35 protein-coding genes are annotated in these 26585 nt (G+C 60.8%); 20 read left to right on the forward strand and 15 right to left on the reverse strand.

Annotation, left to right across the window (positions count from 1 at the left end; translation table 11 throughout):
- Window positions 1-41 precede the first annotated feature (41 nt).
- From GNX71_RS11720 to GNX71_RS11765, 10 genes are all read left to right on the forward strand, one after another.
- The gene (locus tag GNX71_RS11720) at window positions 42-398 is read left to right on the forward strand and encodes a helix-turn-helix domain-containing protein (protein ID WP_206178462.1); all 357 of its coding nucleotides are present in this window, start codon (window positions 42-44) and stop codon (window positions 396-398) included.
- Window positions 392-748 (forward strand): hypothetical protein, encoded by a 357-nt coding sequence (locus GNX71_RS11725; RefSeq protein ID WP_206178463.1) that lies wholly within the window; start codon window positions 392-394, stop codon window positions 746-748. Before GNX71_RS11720 ends, GNX71_RS11725 begins: the two co-directional genes overlap by 7 nt.
- A 73-nt stretch (window positions 749-821) precedes the next feature.
- Complete coding sequence (locus GNX71_RS11730; RefSeq protein ID WP_206178464.1) at window positions 822-1034, forward strand: hypothetical protein; 213 nt, start codon at window positions 822-824, stop codon at window positions 1032-1034.
- Between the two features lie 117 nt (window positions 1035-1151).
- Complete coding sequence (locus GNX71_RS11735; protein ID WP_206178465.1) at window positions 1152-1454, forward strand: hypothetical protein; 303 nt, start codon at window positions 1152-1154, stop codon at window positions 1452-1454.
- Window positions 1455-2348: 894 nt separating this feature from the next.
- A complete protein-coding gene (locus tag GNX71_RS11740) occupies window positions 2349-2678 on the forward strand; it encodes a hypothetical protein (RefSeq protein ID WP_206178466.1) in 330 nt (109 codons plus the stop codon).
- Window positions 2679-2770: 92 nt separating this feature from the next.
- On the forward strand, window positions 2771-3241 hold the full coding sequence (locus GNX71_RS11745; protein WP_206178467.1) for an SMI1/KNR4 family protein: 471 nt from the start codon (window positions 2771-2773) through the stop codon (window positions 3239-3241).
- A gap of 55 nt (window positions 3242-3296) precedes the next feature.
- Window positions 3297-3599: a YrhB domain-containing protein gene (locus GNX71_RS11750; RefSeq protein WP_206178468.1), complete on the forward strand. Its 303-nt coding sequence runs from the start codon at window positions 3297-3299 to the stop codon at window positions 3597-3599.
- 153 nt (window positions 3600-3752) lie between these two features.
- Window positions 3753-4085, forward strand: a complete 333-nt coding sequence (locus tag GNX71_RS11755; protein WP_206178469.1) for a hypothetical protein — start codon at window positions 3753-3755, stop codon at window positions 4083-4085.
- Between the two features lie 93 nt (window positions 4086-4178).
- Window positions 4179-4673 carry a hypothetical protein gene (locus GNX71_RS11760; RefSeq protein WP_206178470.1) on the forward strand — a complete coding sequence of 165 codons (495 nt, stop codon included), beginning with the start codon at window positions 4179-4181 and terminating at the stop codon, window positions 4671-4673.
- A 220-nt stretch (window positions 4674-4893) separates the two neighbouring features.
- Entirely contained in the window at window positions 4894-5232 is a 339-nt protein-coding gene (locus tag GNX71_RS11765; RefSeq protein ID WP_206178471.1) for a hypothetical protein, read from the forward strand.
- A gap of 10 nt (window positions 5233-5242) precedes the next feature.
- Here GNX71_RS11765 and GNX71_RS11770 read toward each other — a convergent pair whose 3' ends face one another.
- The 9 genes from GNX71_RS11770 to GNX71_RS11810 all read right to left on the reverse strand — a co-directional run bounded on the left by GNX71_RS11770 (window position 5243) and on the right by GNX71_RS11810 (window position 11496).
- The gene (locus GNX71_RS11770; RefSeq protein ID WP_206178472.1) at window positions 5243-5854 is read right to left on the reverse strand and encodes a hypothetical protein; all 612 of its coding nucleotides are present in this window, start codon (window positions 5852-5854) and stop codon (window positions 5243-5245) included.
- A 104-nt stretch (window positions 5855-5958) separates the two neighbouring features.
- A complete protein-coding gene (locus GNX71_RS11775) occupies window positions 5959-6273 on the reverse strand; it encodes a hypothetical protein (protein ID WP_206178473.1) in 315 nt (104 codons plus the stop codon).
- A 68-nt stretch (window positions 6274-6341) separates the two neighbouring features.
- Window positions 6342-6740: a hypothetical protein gene (locus GNX71_RS11780; RefSeq protein ID WP_206178474.1), complete on the reverse strand. Its 399-nt coding sequence runs from the start codon at window positions 6738-6740 to the stop codon at window positions 6342-6344.
- Between the two features lie 143 nt (window positions 6741-6883).
- On the reverse strand, window positions 6884-7387 hold the full coding sequence (locus GNX71_RS11785) for a hypothetical protein (protein WP_206178475.1): 504 nt from the start codon (window positions 7385-7387) through the stop codon (window positions 6884-6886).
- Window positions 7388-7614: 227 nt separating this feature from the next.
- Window positions 7615-8313 carry a hypothetical protein gene (locus GNX71_RS11790; protein ID WP_206178476.1) on the reverse strand — a complete coding sequence of 233 codons (699 nt, stop codon included), beginning with the start codon at window positions 8311-8313 and terminating at the stop codon, window positions 7615-7617.
- A gap of 759 nt (window positions 8314-9072) precedes the next feature.
- Complete coding sequence (locus tag GNX71_RS11795) at window positions 9073-9717, reverse strand: hypothetical protein (protein ID WP_206178477.1); 645 nt, start codon at window positions 9715-9717, stop codon at window positions 9073-9075.
- Between the two features lie 22 nt (window positions 9718-9739).
- On the reverse strand, window positions 9740-10087 hold the full coding sequence (locus GNX71_RS11800; protein ID WP_241027237.1) for a hypothetical protein: 348 nt from the start codon (window positions 10085-10087) through the stop codon (window positions 9740-9742).
- Window positions 10088-10170: 83 nt separating this feature from the next.
- Entirely contained in the window at window positions 10171-10932 is a 762-nt protein-coding gene (locus GNX71_RS11805) for a hypothetical protein (protein WP_206178478.1), read from the reverse strand.
- 192 nt (window positions 10933-11124) lie between these two features.
- Entirely contained in the window at window positions 11125-11496 is a 372-nt protein-coding gene (locus GNX71_RS11810) for a VOC family protein (RefSeq protein WP_206178479.1), read from the reverse strand.
- Window positions 11497-11756: 260 nt separating this feature from the next.
- Here GNX71_RS11810 and GNX71_RS11815 point away from each other — a divergent pair, with 260 nt between their 5' ends.
- The 3 genes from GNX71_RS11815 to GNX71_RS11825 all read left to right on the forward strand — a co-directional run bounded on the left by GNX71_RS11815 (window position 11757) and on the right by GNX71_RS11825 (window position 13485).
- Window positions 11757-12131 (forward strand): cupin domain-containing protein, encoded by a 375-nt coding sequence (locus tag GNX71_RS11815; protein WP_241027238.1) that lies wholly within the window; start codon window positions 11757-11759, stop codon window positions 12129-12131.
- Window positions 12132-12218: 87 nt separating this feature from the next.
- Window positions 12219-12668 (forward strand): hypothetical protein, encoded by a 450-nt coding sequence (locus GNX71_RS11820; RefSeq protein ID WP_206178481.1) that lies wholly within the window; start codon window positions 12219-12221, stop codon window positions 12666-12668.
- Between the two features lie 43 nt (window positions 12669-12711).
- A complete protein-coding gene (locus GNX71_RS11825) occupies window positions 12712-13485 on the forward strand; it encodes a tRNA-uridine aminocarboxypropyltransferase (protein WP_206178482.1) in 774 nt (257 codons plus the stop codon).
- Here the strand turns inward: GNX71_RS11825 and GNX71_RS11830 are convergent.
- Together GNX71_RS11830 and GNX71_RS11835 are read right to left on the reverse strand one after the other, a co-directional pair.
- Entirely contained in the window at window positions 13463-14170 is a 708-nt protein-coding gene (locus GNX71_RS11830; protein ID WP_206178483.1) for an esterase, read from the reverse strand. The genes GNX71_RS11825 and GNX71_RS11830 overlap by 23 nt on opposite strands.
- The gene (locus tag GNX71_RS11835) at window positions 14167-15837 is read right to left on the reverse strand and encodes an ATP-binding protein (protein WP_206178484.1); all 1671 of its coding nucleotides are present in this window, start codon (window positions 15835-15837) and stop codon (window positions 14167-14169) included. The genes GNX71_RS11830 and GNX71_RS11835 overlap by 4 nt, the downstream gene beginning before the upstream one ends.
- 209 nt (window positions 15838-16046) lie before the next feature.
- Between GNX71_RS11835 and GNX71_RS11840 the strand changes: the two genes are divergently transcribed.
- Entirely contained in the window at window positions 16047-16445 is a 399-nt protein-coding gene (locus GNX71_RS11840; protein ID WP_206178485.1) for a hypothetical protein, read from the forward strand.
- Between the two features lie 51 nt (window positions 16446-16496).
- Here the strand turns inward: GNX71_RS11840 and GNX71_RS11845 are convergent, their stop codons facing one another.
- Window positions 16497-17765: an amidohydrolase gene (locus tag GNX71_RS11845; RefSeq protein WP_241027314.1), complete on the reverse strand. Its 1269-nt coding sequence runs from the start codon at window positions 17763-17765 to the stop codon at window positions 16497-16499.
- A gap of 224 nt (window positions 17766-17989) precedes the next feature.
- Here GNX71_RS11845 and GNX71_RS11850 point away from each other — a divergent pair, with 224 nt between their 5' ends.
- Window positions 17990-18925, forward strand: a complete 936-nt coding sequence (locus GNX71_RS11850; protein ID WP_241027239.1) for a LysR family transcriptional regulator — start codon at window positions 17990-17992, stop codon at window positions 18923-18925.
- Window positions 18926-18941: 16 nt separating this feature from the next.
- Here GNX71_RS11850 and GNX71_RS11855 read toward each other — a convergent pair whose 3' ends face one another.
- Window positions 18942-19625: a class I SAM-dependent methyltransferase gene (locus tag GNX71_RS11855; RefSeq protein ID WP_241027240.1), complete on the reverse strand. Its 684-nt coding sequence runs from the start codon at window positions 19623-19625 to the stop codon at window positions 18942-18944.
- 130 nt (window positions 19626-19755) lie between these two features.
- Between GNX71_RS11855 and GNX71_RS11860 the strand changes: the two genes are divergently transcribed.
- From GNX71_RS11860 to GNX71_RS11870, 3 genes are all read left to right on the forward strand, one after another.
- On the forward strand, window positions 19756-21027 hold the full coding sequence (locus GNX71_RS11860) for an acyl-CoA thioesterase/bile acid-CoA:amino acid N-acyltransferase family protein (RefSeq protein WP_206178487.1): 1272 nt from the start codon (window positions 19756-19758) through the stop codon (window positions 21025-21027).
- A 91-nt stretch (window positions 21028-21118) separates the two neighbouring features.
- A complete protein-coding gene (locus GNX71_RS11865; RefSeq protein WP_206178488.1) occupies window positions 21119-21667 on the forward strand; it encodes a hypothetical protein in 549 nt (182 codons plus the stop codon).
- 107 nt (window positions 21668-21774) lie between these two features.
- Window positions 21775-22365: a GNAT family protein gene (locus GNX71_RS11870; protein ID WP_206179431.1), complete on the forward strand. Its 591-nt coding sequence runs from the start codon at window positions 21775-21777 to the stop codon at window positions 22363-22365.
- Window positions 22366-22532: 167 nt separating this feature from the next.
- Here GNX71_RS11870 and GNX71_RS11875 read toward each other — a convergent pair whose 3' ends face one another.
- Window positions 22533-23510 carry a tripartite tricarboxylate transporter substrate binding protein gene (locus tag GNX71_RS11875; RefSeq protein ID WP_206178489.1) on the reverse strand — a complete coding sequence of 326 codons (978 nt, stop codon included), beginning with the start codon at window positions 23508-23510 and terminating at the stop codon, window positions 22533-22535.
- A 149-nt stretch (window positions 23511-23659) separates the two neighbouring features.
- On the opposite strand from GNX71_RS11875, the gene GNX71_RS11880 reads away from it, so the two are divergent.
- A complete protein-coding gene (locus GNX71_RS11880) occupies window positions 23660-24568 on the forward strand; it encodes a LysR family transcriptional regulator (RefSeq protein WP_206178490.1) in 909 nt (302 codons plus the stop codon).
- Here the strand turns inward: GNX71_RS11880 and GNX71_RS11885 are convergent.
- Complete coding sequence (locus tag GNX71_RS11885; RefSeq protein WP_206178491.1) at window positions 24558-24959, reverse strand: RidA family protein; 402 nt, start codon at window positions 24957-24959, stop codon at window positions 24558-24560. The genes GNX71_RS11880 and GNX71_RS11885 overlap by 11 nt on opposite strands.
- A 244-nt stretch (window positions 24960-25203) precedes the next feature.
- Here GNX71_RS11885 and GNX71_RS11890 point away from each other — a divergent pair, with 244 nt between their 5' ends.
- Entirely contained in the window at window positions 25204-26505 is a 1302-nt protein-coding gene (locus tag GNX71_RS11890; RefSeq protein WP_206178492.1) for a UDP-N-acetylglucosamine 1-carboxyvinyltransferase, read from the forward strand.
- The last annotated feature ends 80 nt before the right edge of the window (window positions 26506-26585 follow it).

Consider the following 26585-nt stretch of genomic DNA (forward strand, 5'->3'; position numbering starts at 1 on the left):
ACACTTTTCAATGCGCAATAAGGCACAAAAAAGTAACCTCAATGTCCCAGCGAAAACAATACACGGCGATGTCGGCCGCCTCCGACGTCGAGGCAACCTTCAAACTGCTCGAGGGGCGGTGGAAGCTGGCCATCCTCTTCCAGCTTTTCGACGGGCAGGTGCGGCGCTTCTCCGACCTGGAAAGGTTGCTGCCCGGCGTGACGAAGAAGATGCTCACGCAGCAGCTCAAGGGCATGGAGAAGGAAGGCATCGTCTTGCGAACGGCCTATCCGGGGTTTCCATTGCGGGTCGACTATCGGATCAGTGCGTGGGGGAAGACGCTGTGCCCGGTGATGGATTCGCTGCTGCAGTGGTACGAGCAACGTGATTCGCAGCACAACGACTCGACGACATGCTGACCGCCATCTACTACCTGCTGATGCTCCTGCTCGGATTCGCCTGGTACAGGTTCGGGCAGAACTTGCTCCGGAAGGGGTATCGCGATGAGCGCGGCGAACGCACCGAAGGATTCGTGGGTCCGGTGGGATTTCTCGTGACCGCTGTCCTGGGGTGCTGCCTCTTGTTCGCCTTGCTGCGCGCGCTGCTTCGAGCCGAGGTGCCGTGCATCGGCAAGGCTTGCACGGGGCAGGTCTATACCCTGGCGGCAAATGCTGGCGAGTATTGGGCCAACATGTTCTTCCTGGCGTGGGTCGTGCTCGCGCTTGGCTATGCGATGTATGTGACGCTCAAGGTTTGGTTTCGGGCTTAGAGGTGCCTTCGCAAGTGAGCGCGCTGCAACAGAGAAACCTTCGTCCATGGGCTGTCGATCGCGGAGCCTTCCAGTGAAAGGTGAAATTGCCATTGGTGCGGCGGGCGTGCTGATCGGTGGGGCTCTCATGCTGACCGAAGGTCGTATGTGCCGCGGCACCTGCTGGATAGACGACATGTTCAAGATGCTGCTTCCGGCCGGATACGAATCGTGGGCCGGAGGATTGCCTCTTGTGCTTGTTGGTATCGCCATGGTGGTTCATGCGCTGGTTCGGAGGCGGAAATGAGCGCTTGGTTTATTGGCTGCGAACGGCCACAACTAGCCGGTCGCAGCGTGGGGCCAAATTCGGCCAGAACCAGACGCTCGGTGCTGAGGCAGAATTCGGGCCAGAAGTGGACACTAAATGACGACTCCGATTTCCCGGATTATTGGCGCCGACATCTGTCGCGATGGCGGCTCGTACAGTTTCTGCTTCTACTCCGACGACAGCCAGTGGTACGAATTCTTCCTGCGAACGCGTGCCTTCGAAAATGCAGCCCCGGCCTCCCATTTTCCGCCTGTGATCTACCTCGGTAGTGCCAATGACGACAAGCTTGTAGATCGACTCACGTGGGAGGAAGGTCGAAATTTCTTGGATGGCGTGGAGTACGACAATGAGCGATTCCGAGAGCTAGTCGCGATCGTGAGGGCTGAGGGAAAGTCGTAAACCTCTGATGTCTGCTCTAGGCCTATGTGCGGTGATCGCGTCCGACCGAACCCGGCCAAATGCGGTCGTTCAACGGGCAGACTCAGTTCGCATTGCGACCCACAAGATTGACGGCTAGAGGAGACAAATTGACGTTGGGCGATAAGATGAAAAATGACATCCTGAACGGAATCTCTCCGAGCGCGGTATTTCGTAACTTGATTTATGAAAATCCCTCTTTGACGAACTCTGATTTGTCGAACTTATTGAGAAACGAATTCGTTAGTCTTGATAGCCATGCGGCCCCACTCGTCTGGCATTGGAAGGGTCCGGGGAGATTGCAAGGGCTTAGCGATGAGAATTTGGACGGGTATCTCGTGAAATACTTGAAGGAGGCCAAGTATCTTTGAACCGTTGCTGCATGCGGCCAGAACGTGACATCCATATCAAAACGCCAATGCAAGTCCACCGGGTCGTTTTTTACCGTGCTCGGCGCATAACAGGCCCAACTGCCGTGCTAGTTTCGATTGGCTTCGGGAAAACTCCGGCATCTGGTCCGACGGTGACTCGCTTGGTATCGCTGAACAAGGACAGCACTATCAAGTTCGACTTGGCCGAACATGTGTCGGAGGTCCTAGCGGGCGTGGCACGAGCGAATGCAGAGACCGGTGGCAGCCTCGAAGTCGAAGCTATTGAGGTGGTTCCGGACGACTACCCTGGCAAGGGCCAGGCAGAGCGGGCAGCGTATGGCATTGCGCTCGCGGTTCAGCGCGGAGAATGCTGACGGACTGAGATCGGCCATAACCGGTCCTTCGCCATGCCGGAAGAATGCGGCCCAGAGGTGGACATGGCGCCTCCCGCTAGGTCTCGAATTAACGATGGTAGACGTGCTTAGATATCACTTAAGGAGGGTTCGTGTCTGTCCTGGTGGTCGTACGGCGTAAAGGCTCTCCTGAAGTGAACTCATCGTTTCCAGTGGCGACGGAGGAGTTTTTTGCTCGCGTGTGGGAGCCTGCGATTGAATTTCTTGGATCACGCTGGCTAGGTCTGTTTTCAACCGGAGTGAAGATTCATCAATCCGATATCCCCGAAGTCCTGGTTGAACTGGCAGCGATGCGCGATTGGGCTGGCTTAGGAGCGACCGACGCAGAAAAGAGTCACGCGCTATCTCGATCGCTGCTTGTCACTCGAGCGTTGGAGGAAGCACAAGATGACGAGACAGTAATTTCGATTTGGGTCGGGTAGAGTCGAAAAGCGAGAGCCTTTTTGGGCCCTGCACCACGGGCGGTGCTTCGACGCCAGTCGGCCAGAACCGGACATTGCAGCACGACCCTCAGATGACCACCTCCATTCCGCCGCACGTTATCGCGCTGCTTGAGCAAGGCGAGCGTTCGGGCCCCGCACCGGAGGAGTTGATCTCGAGCGTTGAGCGACGGCACGGTCTGTCTTTCCCACCCGAGTACCGAGCTTTTCTCTTGCAGTACGGCGCCTCACTGATGCCGGGCCATGAAATCTTCGGACTGGTGGCTGCTGTCGTGGACGACGAGGCCCCGACCTGGAGCGACATCCGGCCGCTTTTGCAGCAGCTCCCATCGGGTGTAGCCGCCGGCTGGGTTCCCATTTCCGACGATGGCATGGACCTTCAGTTCTATTTGTCCTGTGCCATCGACGCGACTCGGGGCAGCGTCTTCGTGCTTGGTCCGGGTGCCGACGGCCGATGCGTTGCGTCTGACTTCTTTGCGTTCGTAGAAGAATTCGCTGGCCGAGGCATTCGCACTCTGCTTGAAAGAGCGCAACAGGCTGATTGAAGGCCGACTACAGTCGGCCAGAAGCAGACTATCCAAATGACGGGTGTCCAATAGCATGATCACGAAAGAGAAAGCCCGACAACTGGTTGCTGATTCTGTTTGCGGGAGGGGAGACTTGCTCCCAGATGATGACGAGTTCATTCTTCTTGATGAACAAACTCTTGAAAAGCCTTGGGGCTGGGTGTTTTTCTACACCTCTAAAAAATGGCACGAGACGCGTGACGGACGTTACGCAGTCGCAGGCAATGCCCCGATCCTTGTTGAAAAGCGAACTGGCCAGCTCATTGCTACCGGAACCGCCATGCCTACTGAGCACTACATTGAAAATTACGAGCGAACAGGCAGTCCACACGGCTAGCAACCGATCCGAGATGGTGCTTCGTGATGCGGTTCAAATTGGGTGTTGAGTGGCCGCTTTCGGCATGCGTGACTGGCTGCTTCGGGCTCAGAGCTCCGAGCCAGCGACCGGCTACAGTCGGCCAAGAGCGGACATTCAATCGAAGGAGCGGACATGAGCCTAGAGGTGAGCCCATCTGACGCAGACAGAGCGAGAAGCGTTGTCTCGGAACACCCGCTTTGGGCAGAGGCTTCGGCTCACGTGTACTGTGAGAGCGATATCTTCAGCTCTCAAAAAAGCCTCATTGAGCGTGCACGCCTGACAGACGAAGAGCGCGTTGCGCTGCAATCTGCGCTCGCCGATACAGATACGGTCCTGGTGGTCAGCTACTACACAGCCGACAAGACGCCGGAGCCGCTCTCGGGGGGAGGAAAACTGTACGGCTTCTTGGTCCATCCCCATTCCTTTGTGCTGCTGCATGCGGGTGAAGGCACTTGGCGCTCGTAGCTCCTCCCACTCTCACGGGCCCGCCAGCGTGAGGCTACAGTCGGCCAGAAGCTGACTTTCGCAACGCCTCGGCGACTGACACAGAAACCTGAAATGGCAGACGCACTCACCCGCGCCATTACAACGACTCTCTGGCCGTTCTTGAAGAGCGAAGGCTTCCAGAAGGTGACTCTTCGCAAGTTCGTGCGCCAGAGAAGCGATGTGTTTCAGCAGCTCTGGGTTGATGCCAACGGCGCGGGAGGAAGCAAGAGAGCTTGCGTGGTCCTTTGTGCATCGTTGCCCTTCGGGCCAGTCAATGGCTACATGGACCCGCATGGCTTCCGAATATCCAACGGACGAATTTGGAACATGGCCACGCCTGACAGCGCGGCCGAAAGCATGACGCACGTTATAGAGGCTCTCCGGTCGTACGAACTGGCAAGGCTCGATGGCATCTCAAGCGTCGAGAAGCTCCTCGACCTTTTGGAACAACTTCCGAATCCAGCTTGGCATTCCACGTATTCACAGTTGCATCAAAGGTGGTGCGACAAAGCCCCCGAGGCACTGGCTTTGGAGCGAGGCAATCGACTGGCGCTGAAGCTGGATTAGGTCGCATCGTGGAACGTCTTCTATTGAGAAAGTCTTAGGTCCGATTTGGGCCCTAAGCGGCTATACGCATTGCTCCAGAGCAGTCACTCATAACACCCTGTCCGACTCCGGCTTACTTCAGCCCGGATCTGCGCCTCTTGCCATGTTGGTAATTCAAGAGTGTTCACTGAAGTGATCGTGCAGCTATCCTAGTAGTGGGCGCGCTTTTAGAAGGCAAATTATGAACATTAAGAATTTCTCCTGGATTTCAAATCCTTCGACCCTTCCTAAGCTAAATTGGCGAGAGGCTGCGCATTTCGCGGGCGATGTCAGAATAATTTCCAAAAAATTCCAATCACCCGAGCCAGTGGTGGAGAAAAATGACCTGGGGGAATATTATTTGATTGCCTTTGAGGCCGATGGCGTCTTCGTAAAAATAATTGGCTATAAGCTGTTTGCAAATCAAGAATTCACGGTGCTTGCTGAGCCAAAAAACTTTAAGAAAGCGACTGAAGTGGTAAACGAGATATTTGCATTAATAAGTTATTGCCCTGAATTTATTCCCAATAAATGGGGTTAAAAATAACAGATCAAAGGTCACGCTCTGGAATGTAGAATAGCTTTCTGTTTTCATCGCATTCGAACCACTTCATCTCGAGGTCATCAAGCCTCACCTGTGAAAGACTCTTCCATCGCGTCGGTGCAAGCTGATAAACGGCGGCCTTACAGGTCACTTTGTCCGAAAAAGAAATCGATGCACGAGGCAGCCAAAGCGCCTTCATCGGTCCGCACCGAATATAAGGGTCGCCACCACCAAATGCCGAACGCCCGATCCCCCAAAGTGCCCCCTTAGTGGCACGACCACTTCCATACTGGACGCCAGTGCTGGACTGCTTAACAGCAAAGCTCCATTCGTAGTCTGCCGTATATGTCTTATCGCCGGAGCTGAACGTTGTGGGAGGCGTGGAACCACCAGTTGCCTGAAAAGAGGTGAATCGAATCGCACAAGTGCCTTCGTCATTGCGCATCAGCAAGACATTTCCGCTGGGAGCGGCGACTTGATGCCAAGCAATCTTTGCAGAATCCGACGCTGCCAGCACAGATGAATCAAAGTCCGCAAACGCCTCGATCGAGAGAAATGTGGCGGCAAGCATGACCGTCCAATTTTTGATCGCCGAGACAGCGTGCGTCTTGGGTAGCATGGGGTGAGGTCCTGATCGATTTGATGATTTCGCTGAGGGTCCGCAATCGCGCGAATTGCACTTTCAGGATCAAAGTCTGGTTGCGGCCGAATTCTGTCTGACGCCTAAATCTCTCGCAGTTGCTCAGCAAGCACAACGAAACTGCTGCTACCTGCGGTGGACTCGACTCCCCAGGGTCGCGTCGTCGCAGCACGGACCACCAAGCGACCCTCCGAATCAAGCCACTCTGACTCGACTTCACAAGCGATAACGCCAAGCGCGGGAAGCGACTCGATGTCGATCGCAGTCGCGCTCACGACGGGCTCCTTCTCTACGAAGCGGTGAATCTGACTCATCGCATCGATCAAGAGGCATTCCACGAAAACCGGAAACCCGCTGTCGTCAACCACTTGGGAGATTTCAACAGCGATGGCTTTCATGAGGCGTCTCTCCGTGCCAGAGGTAATAGTCGAAGGACCGGCTCTGGCCGGATGCGGCGGTTCGGAGGCTACCCGGGAGTACAAACCAACTGAACTTGGACTGCGTTCGTCGGCACCTGATCTCGCACGTAGGACGGTGGACGTCGCGCATCAAAAGTCTCACCATAAATCCGCCCAGGCGGCGCACCTAGCTGGACCAACGCGGTGCGCAAGGATGCATTGCGGTCCATCGCGATCATGCGATGCATAGGATCGATAACAGCTTCAAGGGCAATCACCTCGATACCCCAAGTTGGGCATTTTTGTGCCGCACGATCAATAGCCTGCGAGAGGCTCCGCACGCTTGATGCAGCAACGACGGAAGAGCTTGGCGGAAACGTGAGCATCAAATTCTCCAAATGCTTGATGCTTCTCGCATCTGCATTAGAGCAGAGCACTCCGATCAGGATCAACGCTTTCACATTCATGTGGAGTTGCCTCACAGTCGAAACTGCGCTTCATACAGAAAATCAAGCGTCCTTGATGAAGGGTCTCTTATGGCCACATTGTGCTTGTGCAACGAACGACTGGTCCTGGCCGACAGCCGTAGTTAGAGGGCTGCACAGTCTTTTCAAAAGCGGATCGACCCTGGCTCTGAGAATGCACAGCCAGTGCATCCCGAAAGGCGGATTGCATCGATAACCTTGGAACTCACAGCCAACCTGTGGAGTTCATCCACGACGAGCCAGCTCAAATTTGCAATTGCTGTCTCATCGAGCACAACCTTTCGAGCGACAAGAACGTCTCCAAGCTCTTCATCGAGGTCAACGTCGGATTTTTTAAGGTCGAGCGCTCGAGGACGCATCAGAGAGTTCAAAGCAAAAAAGTGCTGCCCGTCCAACCTGCGACCGTTGTAGGACATTGCGACCGGGAACAACTCGATTTCCGCACCGACCAGTTGAAGAGCGGCGGCAAGCCTACGAGAAACGATGTCGATATGGATCGACCCCATGAAATCAACGAGACCTCGAGGCGCATCAGGTGAATCGGATACTTCGAATTCGAGGTTCGGGTACTGACTTGCGAGGCTGACACCTCCCCTGTAGTGAAAATTCAGGACTGCTCGGGAGTTCACTAGCCTGCATTCTGGATATGGGACATTGCCAGAAACGTCGCGGTGAAGAATCCAATGCATTTTCTTGAATGAAGGTAGGAGGGCAAGGTCTAGGCGGGTGTTCACCGGCACGATTGAGAGTCGATAGCGACCGGCCGCTACTGGCCGACTGTAGCTTCTCGCAGTCCAATGCCGAGTGCTTGACGCGGATGCTTGTGAGCGCCCTTGGCATTCAAGAACGTCAACGACTACGTTGGCGAGTTTTTTACCGCCCGCAATCTCCTTATCTCTTCGACGGCATCCTGACGCTGCACGACTCCCAGGGGCAGTCCAAATATCCCAACATCGACCTCGAAAGTGTGTAGTCGAAGCAGGCAGATTCGCCAAAAGCTGCTGGGCGGAATGCCCAGCGTGGCCCAGTCCACACCGTCACCCATTTCCTTGCGGACAACGACATGCTTCGACTCATCAAATTTCACTTTCTCGATCGGTATTCCAAGTACCTCAATATGGTCGGCTTCGTAGTCTGCAATATCGAGCATGAGTTGTGTCTTCATCGCGTGATTGGCTGCAGTCTTCCGGTACTGCTCGGAGCGAATCGCATCAAACACTTCGTCCGGTCTCAGCCAAAGGCCACCGTTCTTCGGTTTTCCTCTCAGGACGACACGGTCGAGGAGTGCGTCCGAACTGATGACCAAAGAGTCTGGGGAGCTCACGTTGTCAAACACCACGCGACTTAGTGAAACTCCGGCACCGATCTCGAACCGACCTGGGCCGATCTGGCAACGCGAGAAGATCACATCCTCGATCCGGATCTCTTCATCAGCCTTGAGATTGGATCCAACATCGAAGCTCGTAATGTGAGCGTTAACGATCTCAACTTGGCTCAGGGTTTTGCGCTTTTGATCGAGACTCATCGAAAAACGAAGATCATCAGAGACGCTCATGCTGGTTTCCGGAGACTAAGAAAAAAGATTCGAAGGTCACCATCGGCGAAATGGCCCGAATGTAGAGATCTGTTGGCACCAACGAATGGCCGCTTATGGCCTCATTGTGCTTGTGCAACGAACGACTGGTTGTGGCCGACTGCAGCCGGTCCGATTTTCGATGCGAATATCTGCCAGCAGCAGACGAAGTGTCGCTGCTCAGTGCCAACTACACGAGCGCTTGAACCTTCTTCCTCAAGCGCTCTCCTGCTGCGCGCGCAAGCTCTTCGAGCTGAACGCGGCTGGCAGGACTGGCGATGCCCAGTTGGACCTTCCAAGGCAACAACGACGAAAGAGAACTTCTCCACGACATTCGCTCGGTTACTCGGAATTTCGCCTGCGATTTCGTTGTTGTCAGAGAAGACACTCGAGCGCTAACAGTTACCGCAGGTCGCCATATGAGGGGGATATCCACAAACCCCAACGACAACTGGTCCCAACCTCCCTTGCGAAAGGCCTCCAGCGCAACATCGACTCTGAGCGCATTCGTGCCGCGAGCGGCGCTGGCAGGGGGTAGCGCAAGTACGCTTTCCAACTCGCCCAGAAGAACTGTGCTGAGTGCCTCACTCGAATCTGCCTCAAGAAGCTTGAGAAAGCCCCTGCCGCGCCCTGCGCTGACAGTTCCTAAATAAAGCGTGACTGGCGTCCGTCGGATAAAGGGCCACATGTTCGTGCTTTCAATAAGAGCTTTCAACGCAGGGCGCAACCTGCATCTCGGAACTATGGTCGGTCAGAGAGCGCTTCGATGATTGACATCCGGTACTCGGGATCTTTCTCATGCAGCTTGACAAGCTTGTTCTGCAAATCAATCGTCAGATACACCTCTCCGCGCGACAGTCGACCGCCTTGCGTCAGGAACAACTTGAGCCGGACAGGTTTGGCTCCAATAGGGCGAGGATCTTCGAATAGCGAAAGCGCATCGAACACAACTTCCTGCTTTGCTTGCAGGCCCTCATCCGGAATTTGGTACTGCCTTGCCAAGGCCCTGACGAAACGGTCGGAGGAAGTCCCGGCACGAAGAAATGAGATAAGCGTCGACCAAGATTTCATGGGAGGTGGTGGAGTCATTTTTGCCTCCTCCCAATCCGATGGAATCCCAACGTTCATTCGAACTGTCTCACCATCCCAGGTTCCGCCTATGACGAGTGCATCACCAACCTTCACTCCCTCATGCTCAACCGATTGATGCTCCAAGATCGCCAGACTTACATCCACCCAACCATCTTCGACGCGAGTCAAAACACTGGGGAGATTTGAGTTTTGGGGCATGGCCACAAGTGGAGAAAGGACGACACATATGAGAAGGCCCCGCACAAAGGCCGACCGGCCAATCTTGAGTCCGGCAAGTGTTTTGAGCATAGACATTGGATATCTTTCTCAGCCGACTTCAGTCGCACGGCTGAAAGCGCTTGCACTCCGCGACGGTGTGGATTGACATCAAAGTGTTCTCACCATCGATGTGCTTCGAGGTGAACTTGACCCAGGAGCCATCAGGAATATCAGCCAACAGCGAGCGGTCGGGCAGCCTGAATGTCTGCGTTGCGAAGGGAAGCTTGGACCTGGGCAGTAGCTTCAAGCGCACGTAGAGCTTTCCGCCAGGTTCTTCGTACGAGGACGCGAGACGCGCGCGGGTGAATACAGGGGGCGGCTCGTTGGTTTGCGCAGTGGCTGAACTCATGACGACGACGCTCGTCGCCGCCACCACCACCATGGTTCTGCACAAAGCTCTCGACATCTTTTTTTCCTCCAAATATTGGCCTTCCAATCGGTCGCATTCTGCATTGCCTCTCAACGTCCGGAATTGGCCACTAGCCGGCCTCAGCCTATTGAGGCCGCGCGCTGTTGCCGGAGCTTGTTCAACTCGCTCAGGTACGAGCCTGGAATTTGCAGCACCTCGCCATCCGCCCCAAGCACGCCGATGCGGGCGCCGTTCACGACGACCTGCAATTCCGCCGGCACAGCGAAGAACTTGACCAGGTCCGGCCGGTCGATGCCGAGTTGATAGAGAGAGGTCTTAACAAAGCGAGCCGGGTCCTGGGAGCCCGCCTCGTCGTCCAGGTCCGAGAGCCACCAACCGGAGTCCGTCCCGTCGACGGCGGCGCTTCGAGTGAGGAGGATTCGGCTTGCTTCCTTGTAATTCACATGCACGACAGCGCTTTGACGAAGCGACGGAAAGTCTGACGCTATCGACGGCGTGAGGCTCCTGACAACGTCTTGCTGATTTCGCAGATGCATCAGCGTGGCATCGACCGAATCGACAAACTTGACCGGAACGGACTTCATGTCGGGCTCCAGAACGCGCAGGAACCCTTCCGGTGCGTCTTCGAGCATCGTGAACATCCAGCCGACCTGCAGGCTTTCGCCGCTTCGGAACTTCTCGCCTTGGGCGACCCGTTGCTCGAAGAACCGCAGGAGCAAGGAGATGTCTTCAACCGGCACGGCGCTGTTGTTCGAGACGCGAATCTGAAACTCAGGATGGTTGTGGCGCTTGCAGTCGGACGTTGTGTGGACCGTCGATGGTGTCGACGGCACCGAAGGCGGTTTCCGGTCGAATTTCGAGAAGATGGAGCGCAGAGACATGTTCTTCAAAAGGTTCAGGGGTCAGTGGTGCTCGAACGTCGGCTCAGCGCAGCCCCAACTTCGTCTGCATCAGATCTTGCACGTCATTGATGAGCGTCGCCCAGTCGATCTTCTCGAGGAGATCTTCTTCTTCTTCTTCCATGTTTCATCCAAAGGGCAAGATCGCACAGAACGGCGCTGATCCACCACGATCTATCCCCGAGGCTGCTCCACCAGCTGAAGCTCATTGCCCGAGGGATCGCGAAGCGTTGCAAGAACACCGCCCCATTGCTGCCGCTCGGGAAGCCCACTGAAGGCAACGCCGAGCGATGAAAGCTCCCGATACTTCGACTGGATGTCTGCCACATCGAAAGACAGTCCCGTAAAGCGTCCGACCAATACCCGGTCTTCTGCAGGCGCATCCTCTTTGACACTCTCGACCACCAAACTCATCGGTCCTGCATCAAACACGCAAAAGCCCTGTTCGCGCCCGTCGGCCTTCAGCGGCAGGCCGAGTACATCTTCATAGAAGCGGGAGGCATCGGCAAGGTATCGGACAAAGATGCGTGCGGTGTGAAGCTGCATGGTCTCTCCTGGAAAGCTCATGGTTGCGAATGGGCTGAATGCTAGGCGCGTACTTCGCCTGCAACAAGAGGCCAAAGCGTTGCTCACGAAGCAGTCGAGTGGCTTCAGTGAAATTTATTGTCGTGAAAACGGGCCCGGATACAAAGGCATACCGATCGCGCGGCAAGCGTGGTGCCTCGCCCCAAGAATCGCCTTCGTCATCCACACACATCCTGAAAGTTCTCATGACGAAGACAACAAAGATCCGAACGATGGCAGCAATGCTGCTCGTCGCCGGCAGCGCCCTGGCCCCGCATTTCTCATTCGCTCAGCAGCCCCCGGGCATCGGTCGCACCCAATCGCTGAAGCACGACCTGGCCGATCCTGGCCGCGAGGTCATCCAGGTGCGCGTCGATTTCGCGCAGGGCGCGGCCTTCGGCTTTCACTCGCATCCGGGCGAGGAGATCGCCTATGTGCTCGAAGGCACGGTGCAATACCAGTTCGAGGGCAAACCGCCGATCACGCTCAAGGTCGGCGACTCGCTGTTCATTCCGGCGGGCGCGGTCCACTCGGCAAAGAACGTCGGCGGCGGCAATGCGGCGGAGCTCGCGACCTATCTGGTGGAGAAGGGGAAGCCGCTCGTCGTGAGCAAATGAGCTTCTCAACATCACTCGCTGGGCATCGGCACTGCGGACAGATACAGTCCGAGCAGTTGCCCGCACCGCCTCAACCCAGAAGCGAGGATGAAGACCATGAAGTCGTTTCCACGGATGCTCGTCGCCGGCTTGGCGATCGCGAGCGCAATGGCGGTGCATGCCCGCGCCGACGGGGCCGTCGTGCCGCCGCAGGTGAGCACCGTGGCAACTGGCGGCGACTGGAACACGGCCAGGACGGGCGGTGCGCTTCGCGTGATCATCGTCCACGAGGGCTTCGAGCATGTGCACTCGAAGCTCTGGCTCGAGTGGATCAGCATCGGCGAGCGCGAAGAGCGACGGCTGGCTGCGAGGGTGCTGGTGAAGGAGCTGTCCAACGGCTTCTCATCCGTCAGGCTGGATGATCGGCGCGAGGTGTTCAGCGGATCGCAGATTCGCCTGCGCGCGGCGAATCCCTATTCGGCAGAAGACAACCAGGACGTCACGATCGAAGCCGGGAAACCCGGTCAGTACAAGATCGTTTTGCAACCGGCCCGCTGACGACAACGCCGAGGGGCTTGCAGGCACCGTCGAGAATCCCTGCATGCCTCACGCCGTTTCTCTCCTTCGCGCCGCCCGCCTGGCGCGAAGTGCCAAGCCCTTTCTCGCACGCGGCGGCTTCAAGCGCGAGCGCTGCGCGGGCTGCCGGCTGGTGCCCAGCCATTGCATGTGCGCCTTGCGCCCGTCCGTGCCCACGCGCGCGGGCGTGTGCCTGCTCATGGCCGACATCGAACCACTCAAGCCGACCAACACAGGCTGGTTGATCGCCGATGTGGTGGCCGATACCTTCGCCTTCGGTTGGGCGCGCACAGAGACCGATCCCGCGCTCCTGGCCTTGTTGGCCGACCCGCAGTGGCAACCCTATGTGGTGTTTCCCGGGCAATATGCGGCGCCCGAACGTGTGGTCCGTACCGTGCCGTCGTCGTTCGAGCCGCTGCACAGTGTTCCTGCGAAACGCCCACTCTTCATCCTGCTGGACGGCACCTGGGGCGAGGCTCGCAAGATGTTCAGCAGAAGCCCGTACCTCGACGCGCTGCCGGTGCTGAGCCTGGAGCCCGAGCAGATATCCCAGTACAAGCTGCGCCGTTCCGGCCGCGGCGACCACTTCTGCACCAGTGAGGTGGCCGCCCTGTGCATGAGCCTGGCAGGCGAACACTTCGCCGAGCAAACGCTGGAGGCCTACCTGGCGGTGTTCACGCACCACTACCTGCGTGCGAAAAACCAGCAGCCCGTCGTGTGGGATGGCGATGCACACCAGCGGCTGCGCGAGGTGCTGCGCCAGGGGCAGGCGGGTGCTACGGCTCCTGCGGCCCCATGAAGAACTCCACCGCGCGCCCAACCACCCACGGCACGATGACGTGGTCGCCGTCGAAGGGCTGAAGCGTCAGGTCGTGCCCGCTCTCCAGCAGCCGCCGCGCATGCGGATGGGCGCTGGTCTCGATGGGCAACTGGCTGTCGGAGCGGCCGTGCGCCAGAAACACCCGTGGCTTGCCCGTCTGCGTGAACGCGTTCATGAAGCCCGCCGACAACCCGATCACATGGCTCGCCACATCGCCGTTGGTCACGCCGAGCGAGAGGGCGTAGCTGCCGCCATCGGAGAAGCCCGCGAAAGCGAGGCGCGTGGGGTCGATGCGAAAGCGCCCGGCCACCGTCGAGAGCGCACCGTCGAGCCGCTCCAGGTCGGGCCCGTGCCCGCCGACCACGATGTCCCACGTCGGATACATCGACTGCGGCGCGAGCAGAAGAAACTTTCGCGCCCGCGCATGCGCCACGAGATGCGGCAGCACCCGGTTGGCCTCGCCGCCCGCGCCGTGGAACATCACCAGCAGCGGCAGCGGCGCATCGACGGGCAGGCCCTCGGGCACCACGAGCACCGCCTCGCGCCCTTCGGCGAACGCAAGGCCATGGCGCCCCGGCGGCAGCGGCGCGGAGGCGGGCAGGGCGCCCGGCCGGAAGGCCAGGCGGCCGGTGAGCGCGCCACCGAGCAGGCTGGCATCGATCATTCGTCGTTCCTCGTCCGTGCGCCGGTCTGCGAAGCGCAGGCAATGCCGCGGAACACCGCGCACTGCGCGAACGCCTGCGTCGACAGCGGCAGCTCCTTGCGGCGGCAGTACTTGCTGGTGAGCTTGAGCAGTTCCTTGATGTCGCGCCCGCTCGCCCCGGCGTAGTCCGCCACCAGCCTGTCGATCACCGTGCCCGGCAGCTCGACACCCAGCTGCGCCGACAGCGTGGACCAGAGGCGTCGCGCATCGTCCGGCCCCGGCGGCTGGTAGTCGATGACCGCGATGCAGCGCGAGAGGATCGCCTCGTCGATGTCGCCGTCGCGGTTGGTGGTCATGAAGAGCAGGCCGCTGAAGTATTCGAGCGTGCGCAGGAACTCGGCCACGATGGCGTTGTGCTGCAGGTCGTTGTCGCGCCGGCGGATGTACACATCGGCCTCGTCCAGCAGCAGCACGCAGTCCCAGCGCGCGGCGCGCTGCAGGATCTTGGTGAGGCTGGCCTCGACCGAGTTGGCCGTCACGCCGAGCTGGCCCGAATGCACGCGGTACAGCGGCTTGCCGACCACCTCGGCATAGACCTCGGCCGTGAGCGTCTTGCCCAGGCCCGGCGCGCCCTTGCACAGGATGGTGGTGCCGCCCGACTTGCCGGGCACCACGTCTTCCACGAGGAAGCTGCGGTCGGCCGTGAGGATGTCGATCAGGTCGCGGTGCGCCTGCGGCAGCACCAGCCGCTCGCGCAGGTTGGGCTGGTACGTGTACGCCTGCACATGCTGCGCATGCACCCAGACGTTGCGATGCCAGTCGAGATGGAAGAGGTGCAGGTAGCAGTGCTGCGGAATGCGGTCGAACCCGCTGGCAACGCCGCTCTCGCGCCAGTAGTGCGGATCGGCGGCCAGGTCGAAGCGGCGCCGCAGCAGCTCTTCGTCGTTCACGCAGCGCACCGTCGCGCCATCGGGCAGCCGGTGGCACGACATGCCGGCCCGCGGGCCTTCGCCCGCCGTCCAGACGCAGCCGTCGACGGTGAACTGGGCACCGAACTGCGGCTGCAGCCTGGTGAAGCACGCGACCTGCTTGTCGTATTCGCGCTTGAACTCGGCGCACTCCTTGTGAAAGCCGTGGTCGGCGAAGAGGCCGGCCAGCGTGCGGCCGGGCAGGTCTTCAGCGTAGAAGCTCAGGCCCCAGGTCATGCCCGAGAAGCGCAGCCGCGGCTCGGTGGGCGGCTCGCGGCCGGCGGCCTGCAGCGTGTTGGCCAGGAGGCCCACCAGCACGTAGGCCTCGCCGTCCGTCGGTTTCACGAGGCGCACCGTGTGCACCAGCCAGGGCAGCAACGCGCCGTCCTTGCCGCGCTGGTAGAGCCAGCCGTCGATAAGGTCGCGGCGCAGCCACTCGATCAGCGCCGGGACCATCAGCTCCAGGCTCGGGATCGGCCGCGCGAGCGGTTCCCCGTTGAGGTTGTCCAGCGCGAGCAGCTGGAACACCAGGTCGCGCGCACCGGCGCCCATGCCCAGCTGGAAGAGCAGGTTGAGCGAGTCGCCGTCGAAATGCTGGCTGGACACGATGCGCACGCCGCTGCCGGCGCCATACCCACCCAACTGCAGGCCAAGCGGCGACTGCGCGCCGACCTGACCCTGCAGTACAGCGGCCAGCATTTCCGGTATCTCGAGTTCCACGGTGTCTCCTCGTGTTGTCTTCGATGCTAGCCATGGGGGTGGGGGTTGGCGCTTGACCTGGGTCAAGACTGAGGGAAGATGCGGGCGCGACCACCGTGGATGGTTCGCCTGATCGGGCAGTCCTGGAGGCCTGACGGGACGGAAGAGCCCGGTACGAACCACGACAACTGAGGGTGAGGCCGCGAAGCCGCTCTCGAAGGCTTGAAGCAATGACCATCGAAAACGAAGACCCGGAAATCCTCGCAGTCAAGGACGAAGAGACCCAACGCCCGATCCCTTCGGCCTGGCGTCCCGTCATCCGGCAAATCGCGGATGCGTTCGCGAACGGAGACTATGGACTCAGTGTGCCCATCGCCGGGGTCGAGCCAATCTCTCTCGAGGATGCCGAGAGAATCAAGGACTACATCGAAGACTACGGAGAGACGCTGACGGCGCTTTCCGATGAAACCTGGGATTCGTCGGTCTGCATCTGGATGGGCAAGCGATGGGAAGCACTCGTCGACCTCTGGACGCTCTCGGAAGGACGGAGCGATCTCGTGCTGAGTCTTCGCGTGTCGGAGGTCGAGGACGGCTTCGCGTTCCATGTCCACATGGTGTATGTCCCCTGAAGGACTCGCGATGAGCGGGCGTTGCCGATGCCCGCTTCCGATCGCAAAGCCTCAGCTCTTCGCCCCCAACGCACTCAACACCGCCGCCGTCATCGCCCGCACCCCCGTGGTGATCGACGGCTCCGGCACCGGCGCAAAGTACGGCGAGTGATTGAACGGCAGCGGCTTGCCTCCGGGCTTCTGCGATTCCGCCACGTCCTTCGGATCGCTCACGCCGATGAAGAAGAACATCGACGGCACGCCGTCCACGGCGAACTCCGAGAAGTCTTCGCTCGCGGTGATCGGCGGCACCTGCACCACCTTCTCGTCGCCCAGTTGCGCCTTGAGCGCCGCCACCGTGCGCTGCACCAGCGCCTGGTCGTTCACCACAGCGGCATTGCCCTTCGACGGATCGAGCCCGATCACCGGTTCGGGCGCGCCGGCCATCGCGGCCGTGGCCTTCGCGGTGCGGCGCACGCCGTCGATCAGGCCATCGCGCACCTTCGGGTTGTAGCTGCGGATGGTGCCGCGCAGCAGCGCCTCGTCCGGGATGATGTTGCCGGCCGTTCCGGCCTGGAACGCGCCGATCGTGACGACGCCGAATTCGCTCGGGTCCTTCTCGCGGCTCACCACCGTCTGCACATCGGTCACGAAGCGGGCGGCCATCGTGATCGGGTCGATGGCCCTGTGGGGTGCCGAGCCGTGTCCGCCGCGGCCCTTGAAGAGGATCTCCATGCCGTCCGACGCCGAGGTGATCGGCCCCGCGCGGTAGCCGACGTAGCCATAAGGCGAGGCCGATGTGTGCAGCGCAAAAGCGAAGTCGGGCTTGGGAAAGCGCGTGTACAGCCCGTCCGCGAGCATGCCCTTGGCGCCACCGCTGGCCTCTTCGGCGGGCTGCGCGACGAACACCAGCGTGCCCTTCCATTGGCCCTTGAGCGCGAGCAGCGTGCGGGCCGTGCCGGCCCAGCTCGCCATGTGGATGTCGTGGCCGCAGCTGTGCGCGACAAAGGTCTCCTTGCCCTGCCACATCGCCTTGGCCTTGCTCGCGTAGGGCAGGCCGGTTTTTTCTTCCATCGGCAGCGCGTCGAGCTCGGTGCGCACCATCACGGTCGGGCCGGCGCCGTTGCGATAGACCGCGACCACGCCGGTGCGGCCGACCTTCTCGGTCACCTCGAAGCCGAGGGCGCGCATCTCGGCGGCCAGCTTGGCCGCGGTGCGCACCTCCTGGAAGCCGAGCTCGGGATGCGCGTGGATGTCCTTGTAGAGCGTCTCGAGCTGCGGGTACATGTCGCGCACCAGCGGTTCGATGCGTTGCGTGGAGGGCGCCGCGTTCTGCGCCATGGCAACGACCGGCACGGCCGCGCAGAAGAAGGACAGGCAGGACAACGAGCGGGAAAGCTGGCGAAGGGAAAACATGAGAGGGCGTGTCTCCGGGGATGGGGTGTCGAATGGCTTGGCCGCGTGCTGCATCTTCTGTGCCTGCCTTGGCGCGGCGAGCGCGAATCTAGGGGAAGTCTTGCCAGGCGTCCAATGCATTGTTCTATGCGCTGCAATAATTCGAATGCATGAACAGGCAACTTCACTCGATGACGTTCGTGCAGCTCCGGCACTTCCTGTCGGTGGCCGAGACGGGTTCCTTCACCCGCTCGGCCAAGACGCTGTCGATCACGCAACCGGCCTTGAGCCGCAGCATCCATGCGCTGGAGGCTGGCTTCCAGCGCGCCTTGTTCGACCGCGTGGGGCGGCGCAGCGAGCTCACGCACTTCGGGCGCGACATGCTCGAGCGCGTGCGCCACCTGGTCTGCGATGCGGACGATCTGGTGGCCGCCGCGCGCGGCCAAGGCAGCAACACCTTGCGTGTCGGGCTGGGCGCCGGCCCCGGCGCGCTGCTCGCGACGCCGCTGCTCGAGCGCATGGCCTACCGCGACGCGCCGGTGCGCATCGACATCCTGCGCGGCGACACCGACCGTCTCCTGCAGGCCTTGCGGCAGCGTGCGCTCGATGCGGTGGTGGTCGAGTTCCGCACCGTGACGCCGAGCGTCGATCTGCGGATCGAACCGCTCGTGGAGATGCGCGGCGCCTTCATGTGCCGGCGTGGCCATCCGCTGGCCAGGAAGCGCGGGCCCTTGAGTTTTCAGAATCTGCTGAGCTACCCGCTGGCCTCGACCGGGCTCGGGCGCGATGTCATGCGCGCGATGGTGGATGCCTACGGCCCCGAGGCGCATCCCGACCAGTGCGTGACCTTGCGCTGCTCGGAAATCTCGAACCTGGTCGAGCTCACGCGCAACACCGATGCGGTCCTGCTGGCCGTGCGCGCGGTGGCGCCAGACCTTGTGGCGCTGCCGGTGCATCCTGCGTTGGGTGCCGCGCGCTTTGGACTGGTCACGTTGGCCGGCCGCAGCGAGGCGCCGACGCTGCCGTTGCTGCGGGAGGTGATTGCCGAGCGGATGCCGTCGGACGGCCGACAACCTGTGGGCACGCGCCCGACTGCGGCCGCATGACCACTGACTGCTTCACTCAGGCTTGCGATACCCAGCCCCTGAAAGCCATGCCGGCGTAGAACAGGCGGACGTTCGTGAAGCCCGCCTCTCGAAGCAATTCGTCTTCTTGCTCCGGGCCAAGCAACGGCAGCGTCGAACCGATGGTGGATGCTGCCTTGCGCGCGTTCTCCGGTTCGACGCCCGAAGCGATGGCGAAGGCGGCATAGCGCGAGAGCCACAACGAGCGCTCTTCCGGGGCCTGGGGAAAACTGAGATGCGCCATGACGAACGGCGCACCGGGCTTCAGGCGGCGATGGATTTCCTTCAGCGTCGATCTTCTTTCGTCGATGGCTACGAAGTGCATCGTCAGCAGGCAGGTCGCGGCATCGAACGGCCCGATGGGCGCGGTGTCGGTGTAGCCGAGATGCAACTGGGCTCGCGCGGCAAGCGGGCCGAGGGCCGCCGCCGCCAGGTCGAGCATGGGTTGCGACGGATCGACACCGACGAATTGCCATTGCGGATGGGCTTCTGCCAGCGCCTTCAATTCCATGCCACCGCCGGCACCGATGACCAGCACGTGGGCCGATTCGGGGGCGCGCTCTGCGACGAGCAAGGCGGCCATTGTCTGCAGGTCGTGCAGGCCGGGAACGATGCGGGCGGTTTTCTCGGCGTAGTTGCTGAGGCCTGCGGCGTCGCTGAAGGGGGTGTTGGGTAGGGGCATGGCAACAGTCTATTGAGGCGGACGAGAGGGCGCTGTGCCGGGGGCATGGTGCGGCAGAATCCGGCAAAGAGAAGTCCTTCATCTACGGCAGAGAAAGCACGCATCTGCAGCACCGGCACAACCACACCCAATGCCTTCCATCTCCTTCGGTCCACTCCCCGATGAATGCCTGTTGGATGAAGCCTTGCGCATCACAGTGCACGGGCTGGCACCCGGCCAACGGATAACACTGCGGGCGCTGAGCGCTGGTGCCGAAGGAACAGTGCTTGCCTCTCACGCGAGCTTTCACGCAGCAACCACGGGCGATGTGGACCTGGCGCGTGATGCACCCGTGTCCGGTGACTACACGGGCGCAGATGCCATGGGATTGTTCTGGTCCCGCTCATCGCAACCAGCGTCAGCGGTGCCATTTGCAGATCAGTGCGCGGACGACCCCATGGCCGTCTTGCTTGTCATCGAGAGCGAGTCGGCGGAGCCTGTCACGCATGCATTTCGCAGGCGCTATTTCGACGATTCCGTAGCGATGCGCAAGGTACGCGAGGCGGGACTGGTGGGCAGTTTTTTCGAGCCGAAAGCACCTGGCCGTCGTCCCGCGGTTCTGGTCGTGGGCGGTTCCGGCGGGGGCCTGCAGTGGTCGGCGGAAATGGCCGCTCTGTTGGCGTCACACGGCTACGTTGCGTTGGCCCTGGCGTACTTCGGCGCGGAGGGACTGCCGCCCACGCTGGAGCAGATTCCCCTGGAGTATTTCGACAAGGCCATTGAATGGCTGGCACAGCAGGAAAAGGTTGACCCCGATCGGATCGCCGTGAGCGGTGCATCCAGAGGCGGGGAATTGGCGCTTCTGTTGGCATCGACCTTCCCCGCCGTTCGGGCCGTGGTGGCGTACGTCGCAAGCGGCATCGTCTGGCCCGCCTATCCGGCGAGCGGGCACTCGGCCTGGACGATGAACGGCAAGGACGTACCGCATGCCGATGTCATGCCGCTGGAAGAGTGGAACCTCGCCGTTTCGCAAGGCCGCGTCGACCCCGACAGCTTTGACTGGTATCTCATTCCGCTTCGGGATGAGACGGTCGTGGAAGCGACCTCCATCCGCGTGGAGAACATCAACGGGCCCGTGCTGTTGATCAGCGCCCGGGACGACAAGATCTGGCCTTCTGCCGCATTGAGCGAATTCGCGGTGGCTCGCTTCGAGCGGAAGGGGTTCAATCACCCTGTCGAACACTTGTCTTACCCCGACGCCGGCCACAGTTTGGGCTGGCCGAATGTCTCCACGATGTCGACGCGATTCAAGCATCCTGTATCCGGTGAAGACCAAGACCTCGGCGGTTCGCCAGTCGGCACGGCCCGTGCGCGTGAGGATTCCTGGCGGAGGATGCTCGCGTTCTTGCGGGGCAACTTGTAGACATCATCGCAGACGTTTTGCAGCCAGAATCGGCTACTTACCGACCGACAAATGTCTGATTCGCACCCTGGGGCCATTGTCCCTGTGGTCTATGGAAACCATTGATAGTCTCGCCATGCCAATTGAAGCAAATCTCTCGGTACTCGAATCGGGCCAGATCGCAGCACGCCTAAGGCTCTGTGAAGGACTGCGTGAGGCACTTGAGCAAGCCCATGTTGTCGATGGCGATCTCAAACTGGACGTTAAGCACGTTCTTTTGCTGACGGACGTTTACGACGATCAATCCGTGCAGCACTCCTCTGACCTCTCGCTCTGGAAAGTTGCGGAAAACTGTTCTGTGCTGCACGAGTCAGATCTCGACGATGCCGAAAAGGTTGGATACATCGGCGAATGGAATCTGCCCTTTCTTCGCTGGCTGCACGGGCTTGCTATCGAAACATTTGAACCAGTCACTGTCTACTACGAGCATGAGCGAGGCGACTATCTCTACGAAGTAGCGTGGTGGTCGGCTGACCCTCGAGCTGCTGACGGGTATACCGAGAAATTCGCCCTTCAAAACTACGAAGGGGGTATCGAGCCGCTCTGGGTCGGCGAGGTTGCTCGGTATGCCGATGGTCGGGTAGAAGTCCGCGCATACTGAAAGAAGGACTTCGGCTAGCACCGGCTACTCGCCACCACAGCAGAATTCGTTCATGCCGACACAGCATGCTCGCCGTATCGATCGAAAAAATTTGGGAGCAACCCGTCATGACGAACGCCAATGCCGCAGACGTACCAGCCGAGCGCTTCCCATCCTTGGCAACCCCCCGCCTCACACTGCGCGAGATCGCTCCAACCGACGCAGCCTCCTTGCTCGCCATCCACGGTGACCGCGAGGCCATGCGCTGGTTCGGAAGCGATCCGATCACGAGCCTGCCGGAAGCCGAACAGATGGTGCAGACCTTCGCCAGTTTGCGAAAGCCGCCTGTCCTGGGAATCAGATGGGCGATCGAGCGCAACCAGGACCGCCGGCACATCGGCACATGCGGCTTGTTTCGCTGGAACAGGAACTGGAAAAGCTGCAGCGTCGGCTACGAACTCGCACGCGACACCTGGGGCAACGGCCTCATGACCGAAGCGGTGGGTGCCGCTCTGACGTGGGGCTTCGAATCGATGGCGTTGAATCGCATCGAAGCGCAGGCTCATCCGGAAAACGCGGCTTCGCTGAAGCTTTTGCAGCGACTGGGTTTCGTGGAAGAAGGACGCCAGCGGCAGGCGGGTTTCTGGTGCGGCGAGCATCACGACCTCGTGCAACTCTCGCTGCTGCGCTACGAATATTCGAACGGGAGAAAGCAATAGAGCCGGACTGCCCGAGCCGTGGCGCTGTACGTTGATGAAGACCCAAGCACGCTTGCCGGAACAGTTCATCGATCGCCTGGAGCGACGGAGACTGGCGGGTCCGGGGTAGAGACAAACGGCAAACGCATCGCCCGGTAGCTGCCGCCGTGGTCGCAAAGGCCGCGCCCCTACTGCGGCACCAGCCCCGCAGCCTTCACCAGCTCCGCATGCACCCGAATTTCCTCCGCAATGACCTGCCCCAGCGGTTTGGCATCGTCCGGCGCGGGCTCCATGCCCACCTCCAGCAACCTGGCTTTGGCATCGCCCCGCAGCAGCTCCTTCACGGACTTGTCGAGCCGCTCCAGGATCGGCCGCGGCGTCTTCGCCGGTGCCAGCAGGCCGATCCATGCCGACAGCACCACGCCATCGACGCCGCCTTCACGCAGCGTCGGAATCTCGGGCGCCGACACCGCGCGCTTGTCGCTCAGCACGCCGACCGGATGCAGCTTGCCGCCCCGGATGTGCGGCAGCGCTTCCGGGAGCGGGGCGAACACCATGTCCACGACGCCGCCGATGAGGTCGGTGATCGCGGGCGCGCCGCCCTTGTAGGGGATGTGCAGCAACCGCGCGCCGGTCCGGCTCTCGAACATGAGGCCCGCCAGGTGCTGCGGACTGCCGTCGCCCGACGACGCGTAGGTCAGCTTGCCGGGGTTGGCCTTCGCCGCGGCCAGCACGTCGGCCACGGTGCCAAAGCGCGCCTTGTCGCGCACCACCAGCACCATGGCCTGGTTGACCAGCTTGGTGACCGGGGTGAAGTCGGTCTCCGGGTTGTAGGGCAGCGTCTTGAAGATGCTCTTGTTGGTGGTGAGGAACGAGGCGGGCGAGACCATGAGCGTGTAGCCGTCGGGCGCCGCGCGCGCGACCAGCGGCGTGCCGATCTGGCCGGAGGCGCCGGCCTTGTTGTCGACCACGAAGGGCTGGCCCAGGTCGGCCGCAAGCTGCTGGCTGACCAGCCGCGCCACCATGTCCACGCTGCCGCCGGCCGGCAGCGCGACGATGACCTTGACGGGGCGGCTGGGGTAGGCGTCCTGTGCCTGGGAGGGGGTGGCCACGGCGAGGGTGGCGACGGCGCCAAGCGCTGCGAGAAGGGATCGGGTGATGGGCATGGAATGGATGGAGGTAGGGGGCGCTTCGAGATCGAGACGCCCTGCAGGTTCTGTGCCGAGACGGTGCGGCTGCCGCAGCACTTTGCCGTTATTGCGCACATGCATGGACAATGGCGATGTTGATCTTTTACCCAACCGAATAGATTTCAATGAACCAGCTCCTGGCAATGCGGGCTTTTTTGCGGGTCGTGGACACGGGCTCCTTCAGCCGGGCCGCAGATCAATTGGCGCTGCCACGCTCGACGGTCAGCAAGTTGATCAACGATCTTGAAAAGCACCTCGGCGTCAAATTGATTCAACGTACCACGCGCGCGGTTGCTCCCACATCGGACGGGCAGGCGTATTACGAGCACGCCATGCGCTGGATTGCCGATCTCGATTCGGTGGAAAGCGCGGTGCGAGGTAAAAAACTCAAGCCGAGCGGGCACCTGAGAATTGACGCGCCGGCGGCATTCGCCAATTGCCTGCTGATTCCCAAATTGGCCGAATTCCATCGCGCATATCCCGATATCACCATCGCGGTGGGAATCAGCGACCGGCCATTGAATATCGTGGAAGAAGGCGTGGATTGCGTCATTCGCGCCGGCAGGCTCGACGACATGGCGATGATCGGGCGAAGGGTGACCGAGCTGCAATATGTGACTTGTGCGGCACCGGCCTATCTGGATCGCAAGGGAATTCCTTCTTCCCCAGACGATATTCGGTCAAATCACGATGCAGCGTGTTATTTCTTCGCCGCAACGGGAAAAGCGGAGCTTCTGATTTTCGAACGCGGCGCCGAGCGATTCGAAATCGGTAATTGCGTATTCTCGACGAACGAGGGCAACGGCTTGAAAGAGATGCTGGTGGCGGGCTTGGGTATCGGGCAGCATTTCAGGCGCATCGTCCAGCCCTGTCTGGATTCCGGCGAATTGGTGGAGATTCTGGAGGATTGGTCGAGGCCGGCCATGCCTTTTCATATTCTTTATCCACCCAATCGGCATCAGAACGCCAGATTGAAGGTGTTCGTCGATTGGGTGATTCAAAAATTCGGAGCCGATCTGCCCGTCACGGAATAATTGCGGTCACGCGAATTTCGATGCGCATGGCGGGATGTCCGAGGGCCGCGACACCCAATTCTGTCCAGATGGGCGCATGGTTCGGCATGTATTGGCGATAAAGCCTGGCCATCGTTTCGTTGACCTCCGGTGGAAATCCGCCGACGTGGTAAGAATTGACGTGAACGACATGCTCCCAGCCGGCGTCGGCGATTGCCAGCGTCCGCTCGACATTCTTGAATGCCTGGGCGATCTCATCCGCAAGCGATTCGGGGAATTGGAGATCGTCACTCCAGCCGCCTTGGCCCGACGTTTCAATGCGATTTCCAATCTTGACGGCTTGCGAGTAATGCAGGCTGTCCAGGAATTGTTTTCCATAACCGGGGGTGATGAAGAATTCGGGTCGGCTCATTTCAATCCTTTAGTTGTCCAATGGCCCCGATGGTATGGATTGGCGCACGAAACCAACAGCCTCCATTCATGCCATGACTGTTCATGTGCATGGACAATCTGGCGCCCAGCGCGGCCAGCTCCGGCAAGTTCTTACAACTTCCCCGCCCGTGAGCGCCATCTGCCGACGGTAAAGTCCCGGCACCCGGTTGCGGACGCTCCGCGACTTCTCCCTCGATCACTCTCGTTTCCGTTCCCGCACCTCCATGTCTAACCTCATCGTGCACGGCGGCACGCCGCTTCGCGGCCGCATCACCCCTTCCGCCAACAAGAACGCCGTGCTGCCGGTGCTGTGCGCCACCTTGCTCACCAACGAGCCGCTGCGATTGCTCGGCGTGCCCGACATCACCGACGTGCGCAAGATCCTGGACATCTTCCGCACCCTCGGCAGCGACGTGCAGATGGACCACGCCACCGGCACGCTCGAGCTGCACCACCGCGAAACCGCGTTCGACGCCGCGCTGCACCGCCTGCCCGAGGAGATGCGCTCGTCGATCATGCTGGTGCCGCCTTTGCTCGCGCGCTTCGGCGTCGCGCGGCTGGAAGACAACGTCAAGGGCTGCACGCTGGGCGTGCGCGAGATCGATCCGCATGTGGAGGTGTTCCAGCGCTTCGGCGGCAAGGTGGAGCGCACCGAAGGCTCTCTGCTCGTGCGCAGCGCGGGGCGTCTCACGCCCACGGACCACTGGCTCGACTACGCCTCGGTCACCACCACCGAGAACTTCGTGCTCTGTGCCGCCGCCGCGGACGGCACCTCCACGCTCACCAACGCCGCCTCGGAGCCGCATGTGCAGGAGTTCTGCCGCTTCATGGCGATGATCGGCGTGCGCATCGAGGGCATCGGCACCTCGCGCGTGACGGTGCATGGCGGCGGCGCGCTCACAGGCGGCGAGTTCCGCTTCGACGAAGACTTCCACGAGATCACGACCTTCCTCGCGCTTGGCGCCATCACCGATGGCGACGTGATCGTGCGCAACAGCGCGCCGTCGAACTTTCCGCTGCTGGACCGAACCTTCGCGAAGTTCGGCGTGCGCATCGAGCACGCGGACGGCTGGTCGCGCGCCATCCGCACCGGTCCGCTGAAGGTGCAGACGCCGTTCACGAGCAACGTGCTCACCAAGGTCGAGGCGGCGCCGTGGCCCTACTTTCCGGTGGACCTGTTGCCGATCTTCATTGCGCTGGGCGTGCGCGCGCAGGGCAACGCGATGTTCTGGAACAAGGTGTACGACGGCGCGCTGGGCTGGACCGGCGAGCTCTCGAAATTCGGCGCGCATGTGTTCTCGTCGGACCCGCACCGGCTCATCACCTTCGGCGGCAATCCGCTGACGCCTGCGGTGGTCGAGAGCCCGTACATCATCCGCGTGGCGATCGCGCTCTTCATGGTGGCGGCGAGCATCGAAGGGCGCTCGGAGATCCGCAACGCGACGCCGATCCGCCGCGCGCATCCGCGCTTTGTGGAGAACCTGCGCAGCCTGGGCGTGCAGGTGGAGTGGACGAGCGAGGAGTGAGGTGGGGTGAGGTGAGGTGAGGTGAGGTGACGCGCAAGGCGCGGGGCAGGTAGCTCGTGCAGTCTTGCAAGGAGAACGCC

This window comes from Variovorax sp. RKNM96 (genome assembly GCF_017161115.1).
Lineage (GTDB): Bacteria > Pseudomonadota > Gammaproteobacteria > Burkholderiales > Burkholderiaceae_C > Variovorax.